Raw genomic sequence first — 18,998 nt, forward strand, 5'->3', positions numbered from 1 at the left:
CCATCGCGGGGCGAGATCGACGTTAGGAATCGCGCATAAGCGGAATCGAGGGTCCGGTGATGAGAACGCTATGGAGCGCGGATCACACCGCCCGCACGGCCTCCACGAATGCCCTGGCGCGGACAGCGAGAGCGTCGAGGTCGCCGCCTGAGGTCGCCGCATCGCCGACCAGAGGTCCACCGACCCCGACGCCGAAGGCACCGGCCGCGAGAAAGTCGCCGACGGTGTCGACGCTCACACCTCCCACGGGGATGATCCGCGCGTGCGGGAACGGATCACGCACGGCGCGGATGAAGCCGGGACCGAGCGCCGACGCGGGGAACAGCTTCACCGCCGCGCTGCCGAGGTCGTGACCGCGCTGGACCTCCGTCGGCGTGTAGACACCGGGCAGGACGCCGATGCCGCAGCTGACGGCGTAGGGCACAGATGCGCTGAGCGTCGGGGTGACCATGAACTGCGCGCCGGCGGATACGGCGCGATCGACATCCGCCTCGTCGAGCACGGTGCCGGCGCCGATCAGCGCGTCGACCGGAGCGTCGTGCACCACCTGCGCGATCGCCTCCTCCGCGTCGGGGAGGGTGAGCGCGATCTCGAGCGTGCGCACGCCGGCTTCCAGGAGGGTCCGTGCCGCGGCGACCGTCGCATCGACGTCGGTTCCGCGGAGGATCGCGACGAGCCGCGTGCGGCGCAACCGTTCCCGCAGCTGGTCGTTGTCGACGGCGCTCACAGCGCGCCCTCCCCTGCGATGCGGGCGGTCGGCACCGCACCTCGCCACGGGTATGCGGGGACCCCTCCGACCTCGACCTGCACGCCGAGAAGCGCACCGTCGGCGTCAGCTGGTTCTGCCAGGCCGATGCTCGCGGTGGTGATCACGAGCAACCGGTCAACGAGGGCTACGGCGGTCGGACGCTTCGCCGGAAGGACGATGGTCTCCACGAGCTGACCGTCGGGAGAGTAGCGGCGCACCTCGGAGGCGTCCCAGACCGCGACCCAGAGCATGCCCTCGAGGTCGATCGCCATGCCGTCGGGGTTGCCGCCCTCGACCCGGCACACCGTGCGGCGATTCGACAGCTCCCCGTCCGGCGCCACGTCGAAGGCCTCGATGCTGCGGTCCGGCAGAGTGTCGATGTAGAACAGCGTGGATCCCGTGCTGTCGAAGGCGAGACCGTTGGACACCGTGACCCCTTCCAGGCGAGCAGTCGGCTCACCATCGGGGTCGATGCTCCACAGCGTGCAGTGCGGGTCGCGGGGCATCGACTGGCTGCCCACCCAGAAGCGACCGACCGGATCACCGCCGCCGTCGTTCATGTAGTCCCCCGGTGCGGCGATGTCATCCGTGAGTGGGCAGACGGCTCCGTCGTCGCTCACGTGCACGACGCGACGATCGACTCCGACCAGCCAGCCCTGCCCCGGCTGCGCGAGCGGGATCGGGGCACCGATCTGCGCGCCGACGACGACCGCGGACCCGGGGATCACTCGCCCGCCGTCGATACGCCCGCGGTGCAGCGAACCCGTGGCCATGTCGATCCAGGCGAGGCTGCCGTCGCGACCGTCCCACCGCGGAGACTCGGCCTGGACGTATCGGGCGTCGGAGAGGATCTCGACGGTTCGGGAGGGCGGGGTGTGCGACATCCGGGGGCGTCCTTCGCTGGTAGCTCGTAACCGTTATGTGGCAGACTATCTCACAATATGCATAACACTTGCGAGAAATGTGGACAGACGATGATGAAGGCGGGAAACAGCTGATGGCTCCGACACTCCATGGCTTGATGCCCATCCTGGCAACACCCTTCGACGAATCGGGCGCCCTCGACCGTGCCGGCCTGCGTCGGCTGGTCGAGTTCCAGCTCGCCTCCGGGGTCGACGGTGTCGCCGTCTTCGGCATGGCGAGCGAGGGCTTCGCACTGACGACGGAGGAACGTCGGACGATCCTGGACGATGTCGTCCGGGTGGTCGACGGCCGGATCCCGGTGATCGCCGGCGTCAACGGCACGTCCACCGCGACCTCGATCGAGCAGGCGCTCCTCGCGGAGGAAGGGGGCGCCGACGCGCTCATGGTGCTTCCGCCGTTCATGGTGAAGCCGCCGGCAGCGACGCTCGTCGACTTCTACGGCGACGTGGCCGCGGCCACCTCGCTCTCCGTCATGGTGCAGGACGCTCCCGGCGTCACCGGCGTGGTGATGGCTCCGGCTCTGATCGCCGAGATCGCCCGGCTCGACGGCGTCGACTCGGTCAAGGTGGAAGCTCCCCCGACGGCACCCAAGGTCGGGGCCGTGGTCTCGGCGATCGATGACCCCGACTTTGCCGTGCTCGGCGGACAGAACGCGCAGTTCTGCCTGGAGGAGTACGCCAGGGGCGCCGTCGGCACGATGCCCGCCTGCGAGTTCCCCGACCTGCTCGGCCCGGTGCTCGACAGGTTCCTGGAGGGGCGCGTCGACGAGGCCAGAGCCGAGTTCCGTCGTATGCTCCCTCTCGTGCTCATCGGTCTGCAGGGCGGCATCGCATGGGCGGTGCACAAGGAGGTTCTCGTCGCGCGCGGCATCATCGACCACGCGACGGTCCGCTACCCCGCGTCGCGCCTCGACTCCGGCAGCCGTGCGTCCGTGAAGCTCGTGATCGACGAGCTCGCCCTTCCCCCCATCCCCACCACGGTGCGCGTGTGACCGGCCGCGGCGTGCTGCTGATCGGCGGCAGCTCCGACATCGGTCTCGCGATCGCCCGCGCCTTCGCCGACGGCGGGGACACCGTCGTCGGCGTGGGGATCGATGACAGCGACGACGCCGTCTTCGCGCGGTATCTCGTCGCGGACTGCAGTCGGCCGGAGGCCGCCGATCGCGCCGTCGCGGATGCGGAGCAGGCTCTCGGCCGACTCGATGTCGTCGTGCTCGCCGCCGGACGCATGCCGATCGCCCGCGCCGAGACCACGAGCGACGAAGACTGGCGCGGCGCCCTGGGGGCCACGCTCGACTCGGCGTTCTTCGTGGCGCGCGCGGCTCTTCCCCGCCTCTCCGCCGGATCGTCGATCGTCGCGGTGACCTCCGTGAACTCGTCGCTCGCCGCCCCGGCCTTGGCCGCCTACGCAGCCGCCAAGGCCGGAGTGGACGGCCTCGTACGGCAGCTGGCGCTGGACTACGGCCCCCGAGGCATCCGCGTGAACGCCGTGCAGCCGGGCAGCATCTCCGCGCAGGACACCGGCGAGAGCGAGGGCTACCCGCTCGGACGCATCGGCCGTCCGGAGGAGGTCGCGTCCGTCGTGGCGTTCCTCGCCTCCGACGCCGCGTCGTTCGTCACCGGCACGTCGATCGCGGTCGACGGCGGCCTGTCGATCTCCTCCCCCGCGGCCTGGCTCAAGCCGGTGCTGCGCGAACGCTGGCTCTGACCCGCTCACCTCTACGAAGAAGGCCGCGTCCCTTTCCGGGGACGCGGCCTTCTTCGTATCTCCCGCCGCTCTCGATCAGGAGTTGGCGTCGAGCAGCCCCTGGACTTCCTTCTTCAGCGCGTTGAGGCCGGCCTGCACCTCGACCTGCCCGGCGAGGATCGTCGCGACACCCGCGCCGATCGCGGCGTCGATCTGCGCGGTCACCGCGACGCGGTCCCACGCGGCACCGCGTGCATGCTCGGAGACCTCGGTGCGGAACGCGCCCTGGAACTTGTCCGCCGCGAGGGCCGGGATCTTGTCGGCGACGCTCTTGGCGGCAGGTGCCACCGCGGAGTTCTCGTAGAGCGCGGTCGCCGCTTCGACGTTCGTCGCGGCGTAGAGGATGAAGTCGCGGCTCGTGAGCTCGCCCTCCCCCGCGGTCGCGAAGACACCACTGCCCCAAGCCCGGTTGAACGAGTCCTTGCCACCGGCGGTCGGGCGCGAGATGGCCCCGATGTTGTCGATGATGTTCTGCGCCGCACCGTTCGTCTTGACGAAGGTCGACGCGAGCGGGGCATCGTCGTACAGGGCCGCCCGACCGCTCGCGAACAGGATGCGGGCATCGCTGCGTGCCACGTTCGTCTGCGTCAGACCGGCATCCTGCAGGGACTTGTACCAGGTGACGGCCTTGACGCTCTCGGCATCTCCCAGGGTGCACTTCAGGTCGTCGGTGACCACGTCGCTGCCGAAGCCCCACATCCACGGGACGGCGTCCTTCAGGTCGGGGTTCTTCGTGACGGCGGCGTAGGGGATCAGCGACGAGTCCTGCTTCTTGATCTTCTCGAGCGCCGTGGCGAACTGCTCCACGGTCATGCCCGACTTGATGCCGACGCTCTTCGCGATCTCGCCGTTGGTGATGATGCCGATACCGGCAGCCGTGAGCGGGAGCACGAGCAGCTTGCCGTCCATCGTGTAGGAGTCGAGCACACCCTGCGGGATGCCCAGCCCCTTCGCGAGGTCGGAGAGGTCGGCGAGCACGTTCATGGGGGTCAGCACCTGCCACCCGCCCGACTGCCCGACCCCCATGAGGTTGCCGGAGCGTCCGGTCAGAGCCAGCTGCGTGGCGGCCTGATCGTAGGGGTAGATGACCGGGGCGACCTTGACGCCCTCCTGCTTCGAGAAGCCGTCGAGGATGCCCTGCCACGCCGACTTCAGAGCCTCTTCGCCGAGCGAGTTGCCGTAGAAGTTGATGGTCTTGGCCTTGGTGGCTCCTGCGGCCGTGGCTCCGGCTCCGGTGCCGGGGGCGGCGGGGGTCGCACAGCCGGCGAGCGCGAGTGCGCCGAACGCCGCCAGGACGGTTCCGCCTCCGAGGAAGGCTCGGCGGCTCAGCTGCGAGTTCGAGATGTTCATGGAGACTGCTCCTTCGGGATGAGGGGTGACGAGCGGTGCTGCGGTGCGGCGCTATCCCTTGACCGCCCCGGCGGCGAGGCCGGAGACGAAGTAGCGCTGCAGGAGGATGAAGATGAGGACGAGTGGGAGGGAGGTGATCAGGGACGCCGCCATGAGCGCGGGCCAGTCCGCCGTGCCCTCGCGGATGAACGCCTGGGTGAGACCCGCCGGCAGCGTCTGCTTGTCGGGTCCTGCGAGCGTGAGGGCGAAGAGGAGATCGCTCCAGCCCCGCATGAAGGCGAACATCCCGGCGGTGATGAGTCCGGGGACCACGAGCGGGAACACGATGCGGAACATCGTCCCCGTGCGCGAGAGTCCGTCGACCTTGGCCGCCTCGATGATGTCGTCCGGCAGTGCATCGATGATGCCCTTCAGCAGGAACACCGCGAGCGGCAGCGTGAACGTCGTGAACGAGATGATCAGTGCCGTATAGGTGTACAGCAGCCCTGCCGAGCTCAGCATCAGGTAGAGCGAGATGAGCAGCAGCGCACCGGGGATCAGCTGACCGATGAGGAACATGAACATCACGGCGTTGCGACCGCGGTAGCGGAACTTCGACAGGGAGTACGCCATCAGTCCGCCGACCAGGACGGCGAGCAGAGCGGTTCCGGTGGAGACGATGATGCTGTTGAGGAGGTTCTTCAGCAGCAGGTCGTTCTGGAAGAAGCCGATGAAGTTCTCGAAGGTCGGATCCACAGGGAAGAACGGACGGTCGAGGGAGAAGACGTCCTCCTTCTTCGTGAAAGCGGTGGCCGTGAGCCAGTACACCGGGAGCAGGCCGAACAGCGCCAGCAGCAGGAGCAGGACACGTCCCGGGATGGACAGGTGGGGGCGGATGATCGACTCCCCCACATCGCGACTACGGCGCATCACTTCTCCAGCCGTCGGTTGAGGAACAGGTATCCGGTGGTGATGATGGCCAGCAGGACCAGCCAGAGCGTGCCCATGGCTGAGGCCTTGCCCAGCTCGTAGCTGCCGAAGGCGAGATCGTAGAGGCTGACCGCGAGCGTCGTGGTCGAGTTGCCCGGCCCTCCACCGGTCATGACGAAGATCGTGTCGAAGTTGCCGAAGTTGTAGATGAACTCCAGGACGGCGACGAGGGTCACGGGGCCTGCGATGTGCGGCAGGGAGATGTGGCGGAACCGCTGCGCGCGAGTCGCACCGTCGATGGTGGCGGCCTCGATCTGCTCGCTCGGAAGGGTCTGCAGCACCGCGAGGGCCACGACCATGATCCAGGGGAACGAGTGCCACGTCTTGGCGATGACCACGGCCGCCATGGCGCCGGTCGGGGTGCCCAGCATGCTGACCTCGGGAAGGCCGAACACCGAGAGCACGTGGTTGACGACGCCGTAGCTGTCGTTGAAGATCCACGCCCAGAGGAAGGAGACGACCACACCGGGGAGCAGCCAGGGAAGCATGAGGGCCCCGCGCAGGATGTTCCGTCCGCGCATGCGGGCGTTCAGCAGCAGCGCCAGGGCCACGCCGAGCACGAGCGGGAAGATCGTGGAGAGCGACGCGAAGACGAGGGTCGTGCCGAGCCGCGCGAAGAACTCGTCCCAGACGGCCGCGTAGTTGTCGAGACCGACGAACGTGCGCTCCGGACGCAGGAGGGATTGATCGAACAGGCTCGTGAAGATGCTCGACACGAGAGGGAAGATCGCGATCACGAGGAACAGGAGGACCGCGGGAAGTGCGATCATGAAACCGAAGGTGCGATCCTTCGCGCCCAGCGTGGAGCGTCGCCCGGAGCGTGGCTCGACGGCCTTCTGCTCGCTCTCTGCGGGCCGCTCGAGTATGGCTTGTTGCATTGCAGTCACTTTCCAGTAGAGACGACCCCCGCGGGGCCCTGCGCGTCGTCGTCACAGTCGTCGACGTCGACGTGCGGCCAGTTAACCACAATGCGGATGCGAAATCCACAAAATGCATACGACACCCACATTTGTGTTGCTCGAAGCCATTTCTCTGAATAGGATGACTGGCAGCGGTGACCAGCCGCGACGTCGCCCACGCGGCGGCAGTACTGAGGAGGAGTGACCATGGCATCGGAATCGGTGGGCGGCACCCAGACCGTCGAACGGGCGATGTCGTTGCTCGCCTGCTTCACCGAGGAGTCGGGCGAACTGCGGGTCTCGGAGCTCTGCACCCTCACCGGGCTCGGCCAGTCCACGGTCTCGCGGATGATGTCGGCGCTGGACCGCATGAAGTTCGTGGTCCAGGACCCGCGCACCGGCCTGTACCGCCTGGGTCCGGCCGCCGTCTCGCTCGGCACGATCGCCCTCAACGGCTCCCCCATCTTCCGCGCAGCGCGGCAGATCGCGCAGAACCTAGCCCGCCGAATCGAGATCGGTGTGAACGTCGCCGAGCTCAGCGGCTTCACCTTCATGTACCTGTGCAACTTCGAGGGGGCGCTCGCACCGAAGTCGTTCGACATGGCTGGCCGCACGGGTCCCCTGCACGCCACCGGCATCGGCAAGGCACTGCTCTCCGGCATGACCGACGCGCAGGTGGACGAGTACTTCGCGCAGGCACCGCAGCGCTTCACCCCGCACACGATCGTCGACCGCGAGGCCATGCAGCTCTCGCTCGATGAGACGCGCAGCCGCGGCTACTCGACCGAGATCGAGGAACTCGCCTTCGGACGCGCCTGCATCGCCGCCCCGATCCGCAACCGTGCGGGCGAGATCGTGGCCGGCATCTCGGCGAGCGGCCCGCTGTCCGTGTTGGATCTGCACGCCCCGCATCAGGAGCTCGCGCTGCAGCTGATCGAAGCCGCCGACGAGATCTCCGTCGCCCTCGGATACAGCCCTTCCCGCACCGCATCCGCGTTCGCCGCGCTCTGACGCCCGGCCGCGACGCTCCCTACCCCTGACCGCGGCACCAGCCGCCGACCGCTCGCCCATCGATGTCTTTGGAGACCCCTGTGAGAATCACGCGCGTCCAGACCTTTCCCCTCTACCTCTCGAAGGAGGAGGCGAACAACTCCTACGCGGGCGACACCGCCGTCGACCACCGCGGCTATGTGATCCGCCCACCGTGGCGGAGCCTGTACTCCCCCGGTTACGAGACCCTGCTGGTGAAGATCGAGACCGACGAGGGGCTGATCGGGTGGGGCGAAGCGCTCGCTCCGGTCGCCCCGGTCGTGGTCGCGGCGATCGTGGACAACCTGCTGGCCCCGCTCATCCTCGGCGAGGACCCGCGTTCGGTGCGCACGCTCTGGCACCGGATGACCGAGTCGATGCGCGAGCGCGGGCACCTCACCGGCCATCAGGCCGACGCCATGGCAGCCGTCGACATCGCCCTGTGGGACCTCTGGGGTCACGCGACCGGGCTCTCGGTCTCGGAGCTCGCAGGCGGACGCTTCCACGAGGTGCTGCCCACGTACGTCTCGGGCATCCGCGGCGTAGACGACGTCGAGCGCGCGGAGAAGACGGCCGAGCTCGTCGAAGGGGGCGTGCGGCGCATCAAGCTGCACCTCGGCGTCGACATCCGCACCGACCTCGCCACCTACGATGCGGTCCACGGCGTTCACCCCGACCTCGACGTCGCGCTCGACGCGCACTGGACCTACCGCCTCGGCGAGGCCCGTGCTCTCGGCCGGGAGCTCGACGACCGCAGGGCCTGGTTCTTCGAGGCGCCACTCGCTCCGGAAGACGTGGAGGGCCACCGAGACCTCGCTTCCGCGCTCGCGACGCCGATCGCGGTCGGCGAGGCGATGCGCAGCCGCTTCGAGTTCACCGACTGGCTCACCCGCCGCGCGGTCGGCCTCACGCAGCCCGACATCGGCCGTACCGGCATCACCGAGGGCCTCGCGATCTCGGCGGTCGCCGACGCCTTCCACGTGCAGGTCGCCCCTCACCACTCGGCGGCCTTCGGCATCGCGATGGCCGCCGGCGTTCACGTCGCGGCGAGCGCCGCCTCGCTCCTCGCGTTCGAGTACCAGCCGTTCACGCTCCCGGTCGCCAACCGTCTGCTCACGACGCCTCTCGAGGTGCGCGCCGACGGCGGCTTCGTCGTCCCGACCGGCCCGGGCCTCGGCGTCGCGGTCGACGAGGACGCGATCAAGGAGTACGTGCGCCACTGAGTCGTCAACTCTCCTCAGAATCGCGCAAATGGTCGCATCCGCCTGGCGGATGCGACCATTTGCGCGATTCGAACCGGGGAGTCAGTCGCCGATACGGACGAACTGCGCGGCGCTGACCCGGTGGATGCTGGTGTTGCGCACCTCGAGTCGCACCGTGCCCGTCGCACCGGCCGCGTAGCGGAACGAGCCCAGCGAGCGCCAGGCGGCTGCGCCCTGGGTCTGGTCCACGATCACCTCGGAGCTGCCGTTCTGATGCTCCACGACGTAGGCCGCCGACGTCGTGGTCGTGGGGTTCGTCGGGTACCAGACCGAGACACGGTAGAGCCCTGCCTGCGGGAGGTCGACGTTCCACGTCACAGTGCTGCCCACCGAGTCGGAATCGCTGTACCGCGTGCGGGTGCCGTTCCAGCCGGAGAGTCCGCTGGGGTACCAGTTCCCCGCCTCGAGGTACCCCGGCCACGGCGACTGCGTGTGGGCGATCACGCCCTCGTCGGCGACGCGCACGAGCACTCCCCTCCTGAGGCTCTGATCGAGGCGTGCCTCGAAGCGCGTCGACGATCCGGGTGCGACACCGGAGCCGGCCGTCACCGTCCAGGTATGGGTCAGATCCGATCGCGGTGGCACGGTGATCGTCGTGCTCTGCTGTCCGACGCTCCACCCCGTGAGGCCGTAGAGGGCGAGCGTGCCCTGCAGGGGCGTCACCCCGGTGTTGATGACGAGTGCGGTCAGCTTCGCGACGGCGCCCGGCCCGCTCACGATCTCGACATCGGAGGTGAGCGACACCAGTCGGCGCCGGTCGATCACCTCGATCGCGGCCGGTCTGAGCGTGACGGGGTCCTCGCCCGTGACCGTGAGCTTCGCCTTCACCTCGACCTCACCGAGCGGTGCGGCGGTGGCGATCACCGCGGCCGATTCCACGCGGGCTGAGCCCTGCGCCGGGACGGAGACGGCCGGGACCGCGCCGTCGAGCTGCCACCCGGACGGGAGTGTGATCGCGACCGTGCCGGTGATCGGGTCGTCCGTCGCGTTGCGCACTTCGATCGTCAGCGGCACACGGTCGCCGGCGGTACCCGTCGCCTGCGCGATGACATCTCCCGCGAGACCCGGGTTCGCACCGCTGATCCGTGCGGGCAGCTTCAGCGTGACCTCGGGCGTGGTCACTCCGCCGGAGGTGATCGTGTACCGGAAGGTGTCGGTCGGGTCGTCGACCGGGATCGTCCATTCGAACGGGTACGCCTTCTGGGGCGCCTGCTGCACCGCGTTCCCGCCGATCCGGTACGACAGCGTCGCCTGCTGTTCCGTGTCGATCTGCACGTACGCGTCGTACCCCTGACCGTCGGGGCGCACCAGGAGCATCCCTCGCGCGACGCCGTACTCGGTCGCCGGGTCGGAATCGACCTCGTGGAAGCTGTCCGGCCCGTGATCGACGATGTCGTCGAACGGCAGTTCGGGACGCTGCACGTCGACGTCGCGCACCACGAGGGCCACCAGCCCGCGCGCGGGGACCGTCACGGTGACCCGTCCGCTGCTCGCCGCCCCGGTCGATCGAGTGCCGTTCGCCGTCACCAGCTCCACGGGCGTCGAGGAGTTGCGAGGCACCCCGGTGAGGTCGCTGGAGAGGTCGACGACCACCTGCTGCGCGGTCCCGGCGGAGTTGGTCAGGCTGATGTACAGGGCGCCGTTGCCGACACCGCCGATCCAGTTGACCAGAGCGTTGTCGACCGCGATGAGCCCCGCGGGAAGGTACGGCCAGACCCCGTCTTCACCGAAGAACGTTCCCGGGGCATGGCCGTAGGCGAAGAACTTGAAGTACGCGAAATCGGCCTCGAACACGTGCGGGAACTCGATCGCCCCCGCGCTCCGATAGAAGCTCTCGCTGATCAGGTAGTCCATCGCGAGTCCGAGCTGGGCCGGTGCGTGGTGGAAGTAGTACCCCGTGATGCCCACCGGGCCGCTTGTCGCGAAGTCGGGTTTCATGTGCGCGACCTGGAACTGCCGCCCGTAGTAACCGGGGTACGTGGTGAAGCGACCGATCACCATGTTGTGCGCGATGTCGGCGAGCAGCTCGTCTCCGGTGTGGTGTGCCAGGCGCAGCAGTGCTCCGGCCCAGCACGGGTTGAACACGTAGCCGCCACCCGGGTTCGTCAGCGTGCTGACACCGAGCTTGAACGACGACAATGCCTCGAACGTGAGCCCCGACGGGGACACGTACCAGGCCGGCACCGTCTCGGTCGGCACGTCGGTGGTGGGATACGACGGGAGGGACGAGCGCGACTCCCAGTCGTACTGCTGCCTGATCACGGAACCGACCGGCACCGTGACCGTCGTGTCCGGCACCGGGCGCACGGCCGTCTGCGTGATGAAGCGCTGCACCTCGCGGTACGCGCCGTCGAGGAACTCGGACTCCCCCGTGGCCTCGAACATCTCCAGCAGGTCGACCCAGTACTTCGAGAAGCTGTAGGCGAAGCCGCCGGGCGGCTGACCGTTGCTGCGATAGGGCGTCAGGATCTGCTCCTGCGAGTACCGCCGCGCGATCAGGGTGGCTTCCGTGAGATAGGCCGGATCCCCCGTCACCCGGTAGGTCGCCAGCGCGTTCGAGAACGGGGCTCTGCTCTGCCCGGCCACACCCGCTTTGGTCGCCTGCACCGCGAGCCGCTGGATGCCGGCGTTGCGCCCGTGGGTGAGCTGATACAGCGACGCGAGGTTCACGGCGTCGGTGGGGATGCGACCGATCCGGTACTGCGTCTTGTCGTTGTAGACCGGGCTGCCGATCATCGGCGTATGCCCGATGCCCTTGCGGGAGAGCTGATACTCGACGAGCGGCCTGGCACGGCGGTCGTAGAGGGTGCTGTCCGCGGTCCCCGTCAGGTAGTGCGCGGAGAGCACGACACCGCTCGCCGCCGCGCGGACGGCATCCTCGTTCTCGACGTCGACGAACCCCTTGGCACGGTTCCACCACCCCGAGTACGACGGCACGTAGTCGATGGAGTCGTCGCCGCTGGGCTCGACGGCGATCAGCTCCGCCATGGCGTGCACGGCGTCGGTGAGCGACCGGTCGTAGACGTTGTGCCGGTACGCCGTGAGGCCGTATTCGTTGCGGCACAGCTGCGTGTAGGTGCCGTACAGCGTGTCGGCGCGCGCGGCGAGGCCGAAGGCGAACCCGCGCTGCTGACCGACCGTCATCGCCGTCCGCAGCCCCGGCTGGGGTGCGTACATGGACGGCACGATGTCGAGGCTGTCGTTGCGCAGACTCATGCCGTACGGCTGTCGGTCCGACATCAGCTGCCGCTCGTGCACGAACTCGGCGACCTCCGACGGCAGATAGACACCCGAGGTGACGGCGACGTCGCCGATCGCGTACTGCGTCAGCGCCATCGGTGCGAAGAGCTCCCACGCCCCCAGCGGCGCCGAGCCGTCGAGCACCGAGAGGGCGTGCTGATAGGACCCGCAGAGCACCTCATCGAGGTCATCGATCGACCGGGTGTCCTGGCTCTGGTAGCCGACGATGTAGTCGCCTGCGGTCTTGGCCGTGAGCACGTAGTGCGCCTCGGGCTGCGCGCCCTCCAGCCGCCAGCGGACCACCAGGTCGACGTCGTCTGTGCTGGTGGTCAGTTCGATCGACTGCGGCCCGAGCACCTGGAACGAGGTGAACCCAAGCCAGCTCGGCGCGAGCGGGCCGTACAGCTCCGGAGCGCTCCCGGCCGGCAGCGTGCCCTCCAGCACGAGCCACTGCTCGTCGAAGCGGTGGGCGGGGTCGGTGATCTGCAGCCATCCGCCGTTGTGCTTGACCTCGAGGTCGCGCACGATCGTCGCGCCGCCGTCCCACGTCGCCTGCAGGAAGGTCATGCGATGGTTCTGTCCCACCAGCTGAGCGACCTGCGTGAAGGCGAGGTTCGGTTTGTCCAGTCGCCGCAGAGCATCGGCATACACCCCGCTGGCGGTGGTGAGTTCGGTGGCCGCCGCGGGGGCCATGCCGCCCGGCGAGCCGAGCACCGGGGGGAGCACGCCGGCGATCACGAGCATTCGCAGCACGGAGCGTCGGCTCCACATCAGGGGATTGTGTTCGGCACCGTCGCCAGGAGTTGCATCCATGATGCACATACTGCAATCCCTATGCGATGATGTCAATGCATGCGCCGCACCGATCACCCGAGCCCACATGCCTTGTCGACACCGGTAGCGTCGACGAGGCAGCCCACCCGAAAGGATGCACGCGGTGACGTACACCCCGCCCGAGACCCCGCCTGAGGAGATGACGGAGTACTCGCTGAGCACGCTCCTGACTCCGCTCGATCCCCCCGTGGAACCGTCGGATTTCGACGACTTCTGGAGGGCCTCCTTCGAGGAGTTCGGCACGGGCGCCGTGGCATGGGAGGTGACCCAGGAGCACCCTGAGACCCCGACGCATCGCATCGCCGAGATCCGCTTCCACTCCTCCGCCGATGAGGCGGCCGTCGCGTACGTGATGCTTCCGCACGCTGCCGACGTGACCCGCCGCGGCCTCGTCGTCGGCCACGGTTACGGCGGTCGCACCGGCCCCGACATCGAACGCGTCGCCTCCGACACCGCCGCGATCTTCCCGGTCGCCCCCGGAACCCATATCGGCACGAGCAGCCGGTTCCCCGCATCGCCCGACGAGCACGTGCTGGCAGGGATCGAACACCGCGACACCTACTCGCACCGCTTCAGCGCCGCCGACATCTGGCGAGCGGCGACCGTGCTCCTCGAGATGGCCCCATCCGCAGCGGGAGCGCTCGACTTCAGCGGCGGTAGCTTCGGCGGCGGCATCGGCGCGCTCGCCCTGCCGTGGGACGGGCGGTTCCGTCGCGCCGCGCTCGATGTCCCGAGCTTCGGCAACCATGACGTGCGCCTGTCACGGAGATGCACCGGGAGTGGTGAGGCCGTGCGCCTGCACCTCCGCGAGCACCCGGAGGTCCGGACAGTGCTCGACTACTTCGACGCGGCGATCGCGGCGCGGCGGCTGCGGCTGCCCGTGCACGTGAGCGCGGCCGTGCTCGACCCCGCCGTCGATCCGCGCGGGCAGTTCGCGGTCTACCACGCCGTCTCCGGCCCGAAGCGCCTCGGCGTGCGGGCGGCGGGCCACCTCCCCAGAACGGTCGGCGAGCTGTCGGACCGACTCGCGCTGCAGGACGGCATCGACTTCCTCGCACTGCCCGACGACCGTCTGATCTGAACACCCCGACGGACCGCTTCTCAGAAAATGCATAGCGTTCTCCATAGAAATCGCATAGGAGATTCCGCAGAATAGGGACATGACCAGCGACCTGCCCGAACTGCGCCGCCCCGACGGCTCCCCCCTGCGCATCCTCGCCGTCGACGACGAGCAGATGCTGACCGACCTGCTCGCGATGGCCCTGCGCATGGAGGGCTGGGAGGTGCGCACCGCCTCCTCCGGCATGGAGGCCCTCCAGGTCGCGCGCGAGTTCGAACCCGATGCCCTCGTGCTCGACATCATGATGCCCGACCTCGACGGCATGTCGGTGCTCAAGCGGCTCCGGGATGCCGGCAACCTCGTCCCCGTGCTCTTCCTCACCGCCAAGGACGCCGTGGGCGACCGCGTCGCAGGACTCACCGCCGGCGGCGACGACTACGTCACCAAGCCCTTCAGCCTGGAAGAGGTGATCGCGCGCCTGCGGGCGATCATCCGCCGCACCGGCCACGCCACCGCTGACGACGGCCAGTCGATCCTGCGCGTCGCCGACCTCACCCTCAACGAGGACAGCCACGAGGTCGTGCGCGACGGCACCGAGATCGAGCTCACCGCGACCGAGTTCGAGCTGTTGCGCTACCTGATGCGCAACGAGCGCCGGGTGCTCTCGAAGGCGCAGATCCTCGACCGGGTGTGGAGCTACGACTTCGGCGGCAAGTCATCGGTCGTCGAGCTGTACATCTCGTACCTGCGCAAGAAGATCGACGCCGGACGCACGCCGCTGCTGCACACCGTCCGCGGCGTCGGCTACATGATCAAGGCCCCTCAGTGAGCTCGGCGACGACGATGAGACGGCCGATGAGCCTGCAGACACGGCTGATGACCGCCGTGATCGGGTTCGTCTCGCTGATCCTCATCATCGTCGCCATCATCACCAGCGCGACGCTGGGCAAGACCATGGAGGATCAGCTCGACCAGAAGCTCTCCAATAATGCGCACCAGCTCGTCCGGGTGACCGAGGCGTTCCCCCCGTCGTCCGCCACCGCGCAGAACGTGCTCGCGAACAGCTCCGCACCGCCGGTGGGTGTGCTCTTCGTGGTCTCGAGCCCCGTGACCGGCTTCAGCGGCGTCGTCGCCAAGACCACGGACGGCGACCCCCTCGCCGGGTCGCTGCAGACCCTCAGCGGGGCCCAGCTGGCGGAGATCGCCGGCGCGCTGAAGGACTCATCGGTCGCCTCAGTCTCCATCAGCGACGTGGGCTCGTACCGGGTGATGGCGCTGCCGACGAACAACGGGGTCATCGTGGTGACCGGCCTCCCCCGTGACGAGATCCAGAACCAGCTCACGCAGCTCCTCACGGTGATCGCGCTCGCCACGATCGGCGGCCTGATCCTGCTGGCCCTCACCACGGCGATCACGATCCGCGTGAGCCTGCGCCCGCTGCGCGCCGTCGCGACCACCGCGACCAGGGTCGCCAACCAGCAGCTCGATCGCGGCGAGGTGACCATCACGGAGCGCGTCCCCGCCTCCGAGGCCGATCCGCGCACCGAGACCGGGCTGGTCGGGGCGTCGTTGAACAAGCTCCTCGATCACGTGAACACCTCGCTCGCGTCCCGGCAGAAGAACGAGGAGCGGATGCGGCGGTTCGTCGCCGATGCCAGCCACGAGCTGCGCACACCGCTCGCCTCGATCCGCGGCTACTCCGAGCTCTCGCTGCGAGCTCTCCGCCAGACGAAGGAACCGTCCGAGCGACCGGAGGTCATCGAGAGCACCACCTCTTCGCTCGAGCGCATCCAGGCGCAGTCGCTGCGGATGACCAGGCTCGTCGAGGACCTGCTGCTGCTCGCCCGCCTCGACGAAGGCCGGGAGCTCGTCTACGGCACAGTCGACCTCACCCAGCTGGCGCTGGAAGGGCTGTCGGATGCGCGCCCCACGGCCGTGGACCACCACTGGAAGATCGACGTGCCCGACGAGCCCGTCACGATCCTGGGAGATGCGGGACGCATGCACCAGGTCGTGGCCAACCTGCTCGCGAACGCCCGCACGCACACGCCGGCCGGCACGACGGTGACACTGAGCGTCGCGCAGGAGGGCGATGAGGCGGTGCTGCGCGTGCACGACGACGGTCCGGGGATCGATCCGGCCATCCGAGACGAGCTGTTCGCCCGCTTCGCCCGCGGAGACAGCTCCCGTGCGCGCCAGACCGGCGGGACAGGGCTCGGCCTCGCGATCGTAAAGGCCATCGTCGAGGGCCACCACGGCTCCATCACGGTGGACAGCGAGCCAGGGAACACCACCTTCAGCGTCCGCATCCCGACGAATCCGGCGGCCTCCCCCGACACCGCCGCTACGGACGCCTGACCCGCAGCACAGCGCCCGCCACGAGCACAGCGCCCACCACCATACTGAGCCCGCCACGACACTGAGCCCACCACGATGCTGAGCCGCGCGCGAGAGGATTCCTGCGCCGGCGGGATCAGTAGCCGGCGAAGGCGTCCGTGGTGAGGCTGCGGGCCTTCTGCAGTGCGGGCGCGAGATCGGCGATCAGGCGGGGTGGTCCCGAGATGAACGCGTGGCGCGCGGCCAGATCGGCAACGGCACGCTCGAGGGTATCGGCGTCCAGACGCGCCCCCTGAGCCCAGGACCAGTGCGAGGGCAGGGCGGCCGGCTCGTCGCGCGTGAACACGACGGTGCGCACGCCTGTCTCGGCCAGCTCGTCGCGGAACGCGAGCTCCGAGGCGTCTGCGGCGACGTAGATCAGCACCACGTCGCGCCGTTGCCCGGTCGCCTGCAACTGCCGCAGCTGCGACACGAAAGGCGTCACGCCGATACCTGCCGCCACCATGAGCACCGGCTGTTCGCCCCGCGGCAGGATGAAGTCGCCCCAGGTCCCGGTCACGGCGAAGGTCGCCCCCGGCTCGGCGGCCGCGAGAGCCCGCTTGTAGCTGGAGGGGTGCTTCTGGTCGCCGTTCTTGTAGGCGATGCGCAGCATGGGCAGGTCGGCCGGCGCCGACACGATGCTGAACTCCCGGCGGGTGCCGCGCGCGTCGGGGCGGTGGTGCGGCACGTCGAGCTCGAGATACTGACCAGGGAGGAAACGCACACGGCCCTTGGCGCGGAAAGTCAGCTCCTGCGCGGTCGGGGTGACGAACTGACGCCGTTCGAGCACGAGCCGCACCGACCCGCGCAGTGCGAAGGCGAACGCGACCAGGTTGCCGATGAGCAGCGCGCGCTCCTGTCCGAGGGTGAACAGGCCGGCCACGGAGAGGGGCCACCCCGCGAGCAGACCGACGACGACGGCCACCACGAGCTGCTGCCGACGCCGCGGCGGAAGAGTGAGCGGCTCCGAGAGCATGAAGGCCCCGAGGAAGAGGAACGGCGACTGCAGCACGGCGAACTGCAGGGCTGTCACGACGTCGAAGGCGACATCGAACTCCACGGCCTGGACTGCCTGCCGCACCACGGAGGTGGCGACCGCGACGATCAGGAACACCAGCACGACGCGGATCTTCTCGGTGCGCCACAGCACCAGGAGACCGAGCACCGCGACCGGGATCGTGAGCACGGGCGTGCCCACCCACCACGCCGACGAGGTGCCCAACCACTCGAAGGCCCCGAACGCCCCGAGGATCGAGACGACGGCGGCGCCGAACGCGGCCGGGTTGAAGATGTGCCGGCCCCGCCAGGCGATCAGATACTTCGACACGCTCGCGACGGCACCGGCGATCGCGAGGCCGACGAGTGCACTCGGCTCGACGCCGGGGCGGAGCACGAACAACAGGATGAGGGCGGTCACGACCGAGGATTCGATGCGCCAGGGCAGCCGCAGGATGCGCTGCGCGACAGCGTCGACGACCGAGATGACGAGCGCGAGCACGAGGAAGGACGCCACGAGCTCGAGCGGGGTCGGCGAGACGATGACGCCGAACAGCGAGAGCACGAAGGCGATGACGGCGAGGGCGATCAGCGCGAACAGGACCAGACGGTACATCGACAGCGAGCCCAGCACGGCCAGGACCCGCTGACGCGCAGCGGTGAATGAGGTGATCACGATTCCACTCTTCCCTGGTTCTGGACGGTGAGGAACAGTTCGGCCGGAAATCCGGGGGAACGCTGCACCCGTCCGTCGGTGCTCATCCGCACCCACTCGGTTCCCCAGGCCGCAGCGATCTCAGGGCCGCCGTCGAAGAAGAGGGCGGTCGCCACAGCGTCGGCCCTCATAGCGTGGGGCGCCACGGCCCAGGTCGCCGCCCAGGTGCGCACCGGGGTGCCGGTGCGCGCATCCAGGACGTGGTGGAGCCCGCTCCCCCACGCCCGACGGTTGATGGCCGAGGCGCACAGGGCCTGGTCCTTCACCTCGATGACGCCGATCGCCTTCGTCGCGTCATAGGGGTGCTCGAGGGCGATGCGCACACCGGCCCCGCGCACCCGGATGTCGCCACCGGCATCGATCACGAGATCGCCGGGCACACGCTCCAGCACCGTGGACACGAGATCGACGAGGCGACCCTTCCCGAGGGCGCCGACGTCGAGCAGAGCCGGAGCCGAAGCCCTGACCTCGCCACCATCCCATGAGAGATGCCGATCCCACTCTTCCGGCGCCGGGAGCGGCTGCCCGGCGATCAGCGTGTAGGCCGCGTCATAGCCGAGCGCATCCAGGCTCGCGGCGACGAGGGGGTTCACCGCACCGGCGGTCGCCGCGGAGAGCTCGCGATACGCGTCGAGCATGGGGGCGGCGTCGGCGGAGGCGAGAACGCCACCGAGTCTCCCGAGGCGCACGACCTCGGAGTCTGCACGGAACCGGGACCATTCGCGGTCGAAGCGCTCGATCTCCGCCGTCACCGCCGCCTTCGCGGCAGCCGGGAGCGGGTCGGTCGTCTCGATCTCCCAGTGCGTTCCGATGGCCTCGAAGCTCCAGGTGGCCATGCGGCTTTCAGGCG

The 18,998-nt window shown here is 69.0% G+C and carries 15 protein-coding genes; 7 read left to right on the top strand and 8 right to left on the bottom strand.

All coding sequences use genetic code 11. The annotated features are described in order from the left end of the window. Positions 1 to 82 precede the first annotated feature (82 nt). A complete protein-coding gene (locus tag ILP86_RS17500; RefSeq protein WP_206549501.1) occupies positions 83 to 727 on the bottom strand; it encodes a bifunctional 4-hydroxy-2-oxoglutarate aldolase/2-dehydro-3-deoxy-phosphogluconate aldolase in 645 nt (214 codons plus the stop codon). Beyond that, complete coding sequence (locus ILP86_RS17505) at positions 724 to 1,632, bottom strand: SMP-30/gluconolactonase/LRE family protein (protein ID WP_193762548.1); 909 nt, start codon at positions 1,630 to 1,632, stop codon at positions 724 to 726. The genes ILP86_RS17500 and ILP86_RS17505 overlap by 4 nt, the downstream gene beginning before the upstream one ends. Before the next feature lie 137 nt (positions 1,633 to 1,769). Here ILP86_RS17505 and ILP86_RS17510 point away from each other — a divergent pair, with 137 nt between their 5' ends. Both ILP86_RS17510 and ILP86_RS17515 read left to right on the top strand, forming a co-directional pair. After that, entirely contained in the window at positions 1,770 to 2,663 is an 894-nt protein-coding gene (locus ILP86_RS17510) for a dihydrodipicolinate synthase family protein (RefSeq protein WP_227751368.1), read from the top strand. Continuing rightward, the gene (locus ILP86_RS17515) at positions 2,660 to 3,379 is read left to right on the top strand and encodes an SDR family NAD(P)-dependent oxidoreductase (RefSeq protein ID WP_046748917.1); all 720 of its coding nucleotides are present in this window, start codon (positions 2,660 to 2,662) and stop codon (positions 3,377 to 3,379) included. Before ILP86_RS17510 ends, ILP86_RS17515 begins: the two co-directional genes overlap by 4 nt. 75 nt (positions 3,380 to 3,454) lie before the next feature. On the opposite strand, the gene ILP86_RS17520 is transcribed toward ILP86_RS17515, so the two are convergent. The 3 genes from ILP86_RS17520 to ILP86_RS17530 are packed head-to-tail and all read right to left on the bottom strand — an operon-like array spanning position 3,455 to position 6,615. After that, entirely contained in the window at positions 3,455 to 4,768 is a 1,314-nt protein-coding gene (locus tag ILP86_RS17520; protein ID WP_061015229.1) for an extracellular solute-binding protein, read from the bottom strand. A gap of 51 nt (positions 4,769 to 4,819) precedes the next feature. Then, positions 4,820 to 5,677, bottom strand: coding sequence for a carbohydrate ABC transporter permease (locus ILP86_RS17525; RefSeq protein WP_052674532.1), 858 nt, complete (start codon positions 5,675 to 5,677; stop codon positions 4,820 to 4,822). Beyond that, entirely contained in the window at positions 5,677 to 6,615 is a 939-nt protein-coding gene (locus ILP86_RS17530; RefSeq protein ID WP_045262209.1) for a carbohydrate ABC transporter permease, read from the bottom strand. Before ILP86_RS17530 ends, ILP86_RS17525 begins: the two co-directional genes overlap by 1 nt. Positions 6,616 to 6,843: 228 nt before the next feature. Here ILP86_RS17530 and ILP86_RS17535 point away from each other — a divergent pair, with 228 nt between their 5' ends. Together ILP86_RS17535 and ILP86_RS17540 are read left to right on the top strand one after the other, a co-directional pair. Further along, positions 6,844 to 7,647: an IclR family transcriptional regulator gene (locus ILP86_RS17535; protein WP_193762549.1), complete on the top strand. Its 804-nt coding sequence runs from the start codon at positions 6,844 to 6,846 to the stop codon at positions 7,645 to 7,647. Positions 7,648 to 7,727: 80 nt separating this feature from the next. Next, positions 7,728 to 8,888: a mandelate racemase/muconate lactonizing enzyme family protein gene (locus ILP86_RS17540; protein WP_193762550.1), complete on the top strand. Its 1,161-nt coding sequence runs from the start codon at positions 7,728 to 7,730 to the stop codon at positions 8,886 to 8,888. An 81-nt stretch (positions 8,889 to 8,969) separates the two neighbouring features. Here the strand turns inward: ILP86_RS17540 and ILP86_RS17545 are convergent, their stop codons facing one another. Beyond that, the gene (locus ILP86_RS17545) at positions 8,970 to 12,980 is read right to left on the bottom strand and encodes a hypothetical protein (protein WP_193762551.1); all 4,011 of its coding nucleotides are present in this window, start codon (positions 12,978 to 12,980) and stop codon (positions 8,970 to 8,972) included. A gap of 124 nt (positions 12,981 to 13,104) precedes the next feature. On the opposite strand from ILP86_RS17545, the gene ILP86_RS17550 reads away from it, so the two are divergent. The 3 genes from ILP86_RS17550 to ILP86_RS17560 all read left to right on the top strand — a co-directional run bounded on the left by ILP86_RS17550 (position 13,105) and on the right by ILP86_RS17560 (position 16,419). Beyond that, positions 13,105 to 14,082, top strand: coding sequence for an acetylxylan esterase (locus ILP86_RS17550; protein ID WP_308431971.1), 978 nt, complete (start codon positions 13,105 to 13,107; stop codon positions 14,080 to 14,082). A 79-nt stretch (positions 14,083 to 14,161) separates the two neighbouring features. Then, positions 14,162 to 14,890 carry a response regulator transcription factor gene (locus tag ILP86_RS17555; protein ID WP_045262204.1) on the top strand — a complete coding sequence of 243 codons (729 nt, stop codon included), beginning with the start codon at positions 14,162 to 14,164 and terminating at the stop codon, positions 14,888 to 14,890. Between the two features lie 26 nt (positions 14,891 to 14,916). Next, a complete protein-coding gene (locus tag ILP86_RS17560; protein ID WP_113681294.1) occupies positions 14,917 to 16,419 on the top strand; it encodes a cell wall metabolism sensor histidine kinase WalK in 1,503 nt (500 codons plus the stop codon). 115 nt (positions 16,420 to 16,534) lie between these two features. Here the strand turns inward: ILP86_RS17560 and ILP86_RS17565 are convergent, their stop codons facing one another. Together ILP86_RS17565 and ILP86_RS17570 are read right to left on the bottom strand one after the other, a co-directional pair. Then, positions 16,535 to 18,109, bottom strand: a complete 1,575-nt coding sequence (locus tag ILP86_RS17565) for a flavodoxin reductase (RefSeq protein WP_113681295.1) — start codon at positions 18,107 to 18,109, stop codon at positions 16,535 to 16,537. After that, a complete protein-coding gene (locus ILP86_RS17570; protein ID WP_061017224.1) occupies positions 18,106 to 18,984 on the bottom strand; it encodes an FAD:protein FMN transferase in 879 nt (292 codons plus the stop codon). The genes ILP86_RS17565 and ILP86_RS17570 overlap by 4 nt, the downstream gene beginning before the upstream one ends. Positions 18,985 to 18,998 lie beyond the last annotated feature (14 nt).

Origin of the sequence: Microbacterium sp. R1 (assembly GCF_015159725.1) — a bacterium.
Taxonomy (GTDB): Bacteria; Actinomycetota; Actinomycetes; order Actinomycetales; family Microbacteriaceae; genus Microbacterium; species Microbacterium oxydans.

Coding starts and splice junctions, on each gene's coding strand:
- ILP86_RS17520 (WP_061015229.1), bottom strand. CDS start 4,768: ATGAACATCTCGAACTCGCAGCTGAGCCGCCGAGCCTTCCTCGGAGGC.
- ILP86_RS17535 (WP_193762549.1), top strand. CDS start 6,844: ATGGCATCGGAATCGGTGGGCGGCACCCAGACCGTCGAACGGGCGATG.
- ILP86_RS17510 (WP_227751368.1), top strand. CDS start 1,770: ATGCCCATCCTGGCAACACCCTTCGACGAATCGGGCGCCCTCGACCGT.
- ILP86_RS17555 (WP_045262204.1), top strand. CDS start 14,162: ATGACCAGCGACCTGCCCGAACTGCGCCGCCCCGACGGCTCCCCCCTG.
- ILP86_RS17505 (WP_193762548.1), bottom strand. CDS start 1,632: ATGTCGCACACCCCGCCCTCCCGAACCGTCGAGATCCTCTCCGACGCC.
- ILP86_RS17530 (WP_045262209.1), bottom strand. CDS start 6,615: ATGCAACAAGCCATACTCGAGCGGCCCGCAGAGAGCGAGCAGAAGGCC.
- ILP86_RS17560 (WP_113681294.1), top strand. CDS start 14,917: ATGAGCCTGCAGACACGGCTGATGACCGCCGTGATCGGGTTCGTCTCG.
- ILP86_RS17570 (WP_061017224.1), bottom strand. CDS start 18,984: ATGGCCACCTGGAGCTTCGAGGCCATCGGAACGCACTGGGAGATCGAG.
- ILP86_RS17545 (WP_193762551.1), bottom strand. CDS start 12,980: ATGGATGCAACTCCTGGCGACGGTGCCGAACACAATCCCCTGATGTGG.
- ILP86_RS17525 (WP_052674532.1), bottom strand. CDS start 5,677: ATGCGCCGTAGTCGCGATGTGGGGGAGTCGATCATCCGCCCCCACCTG.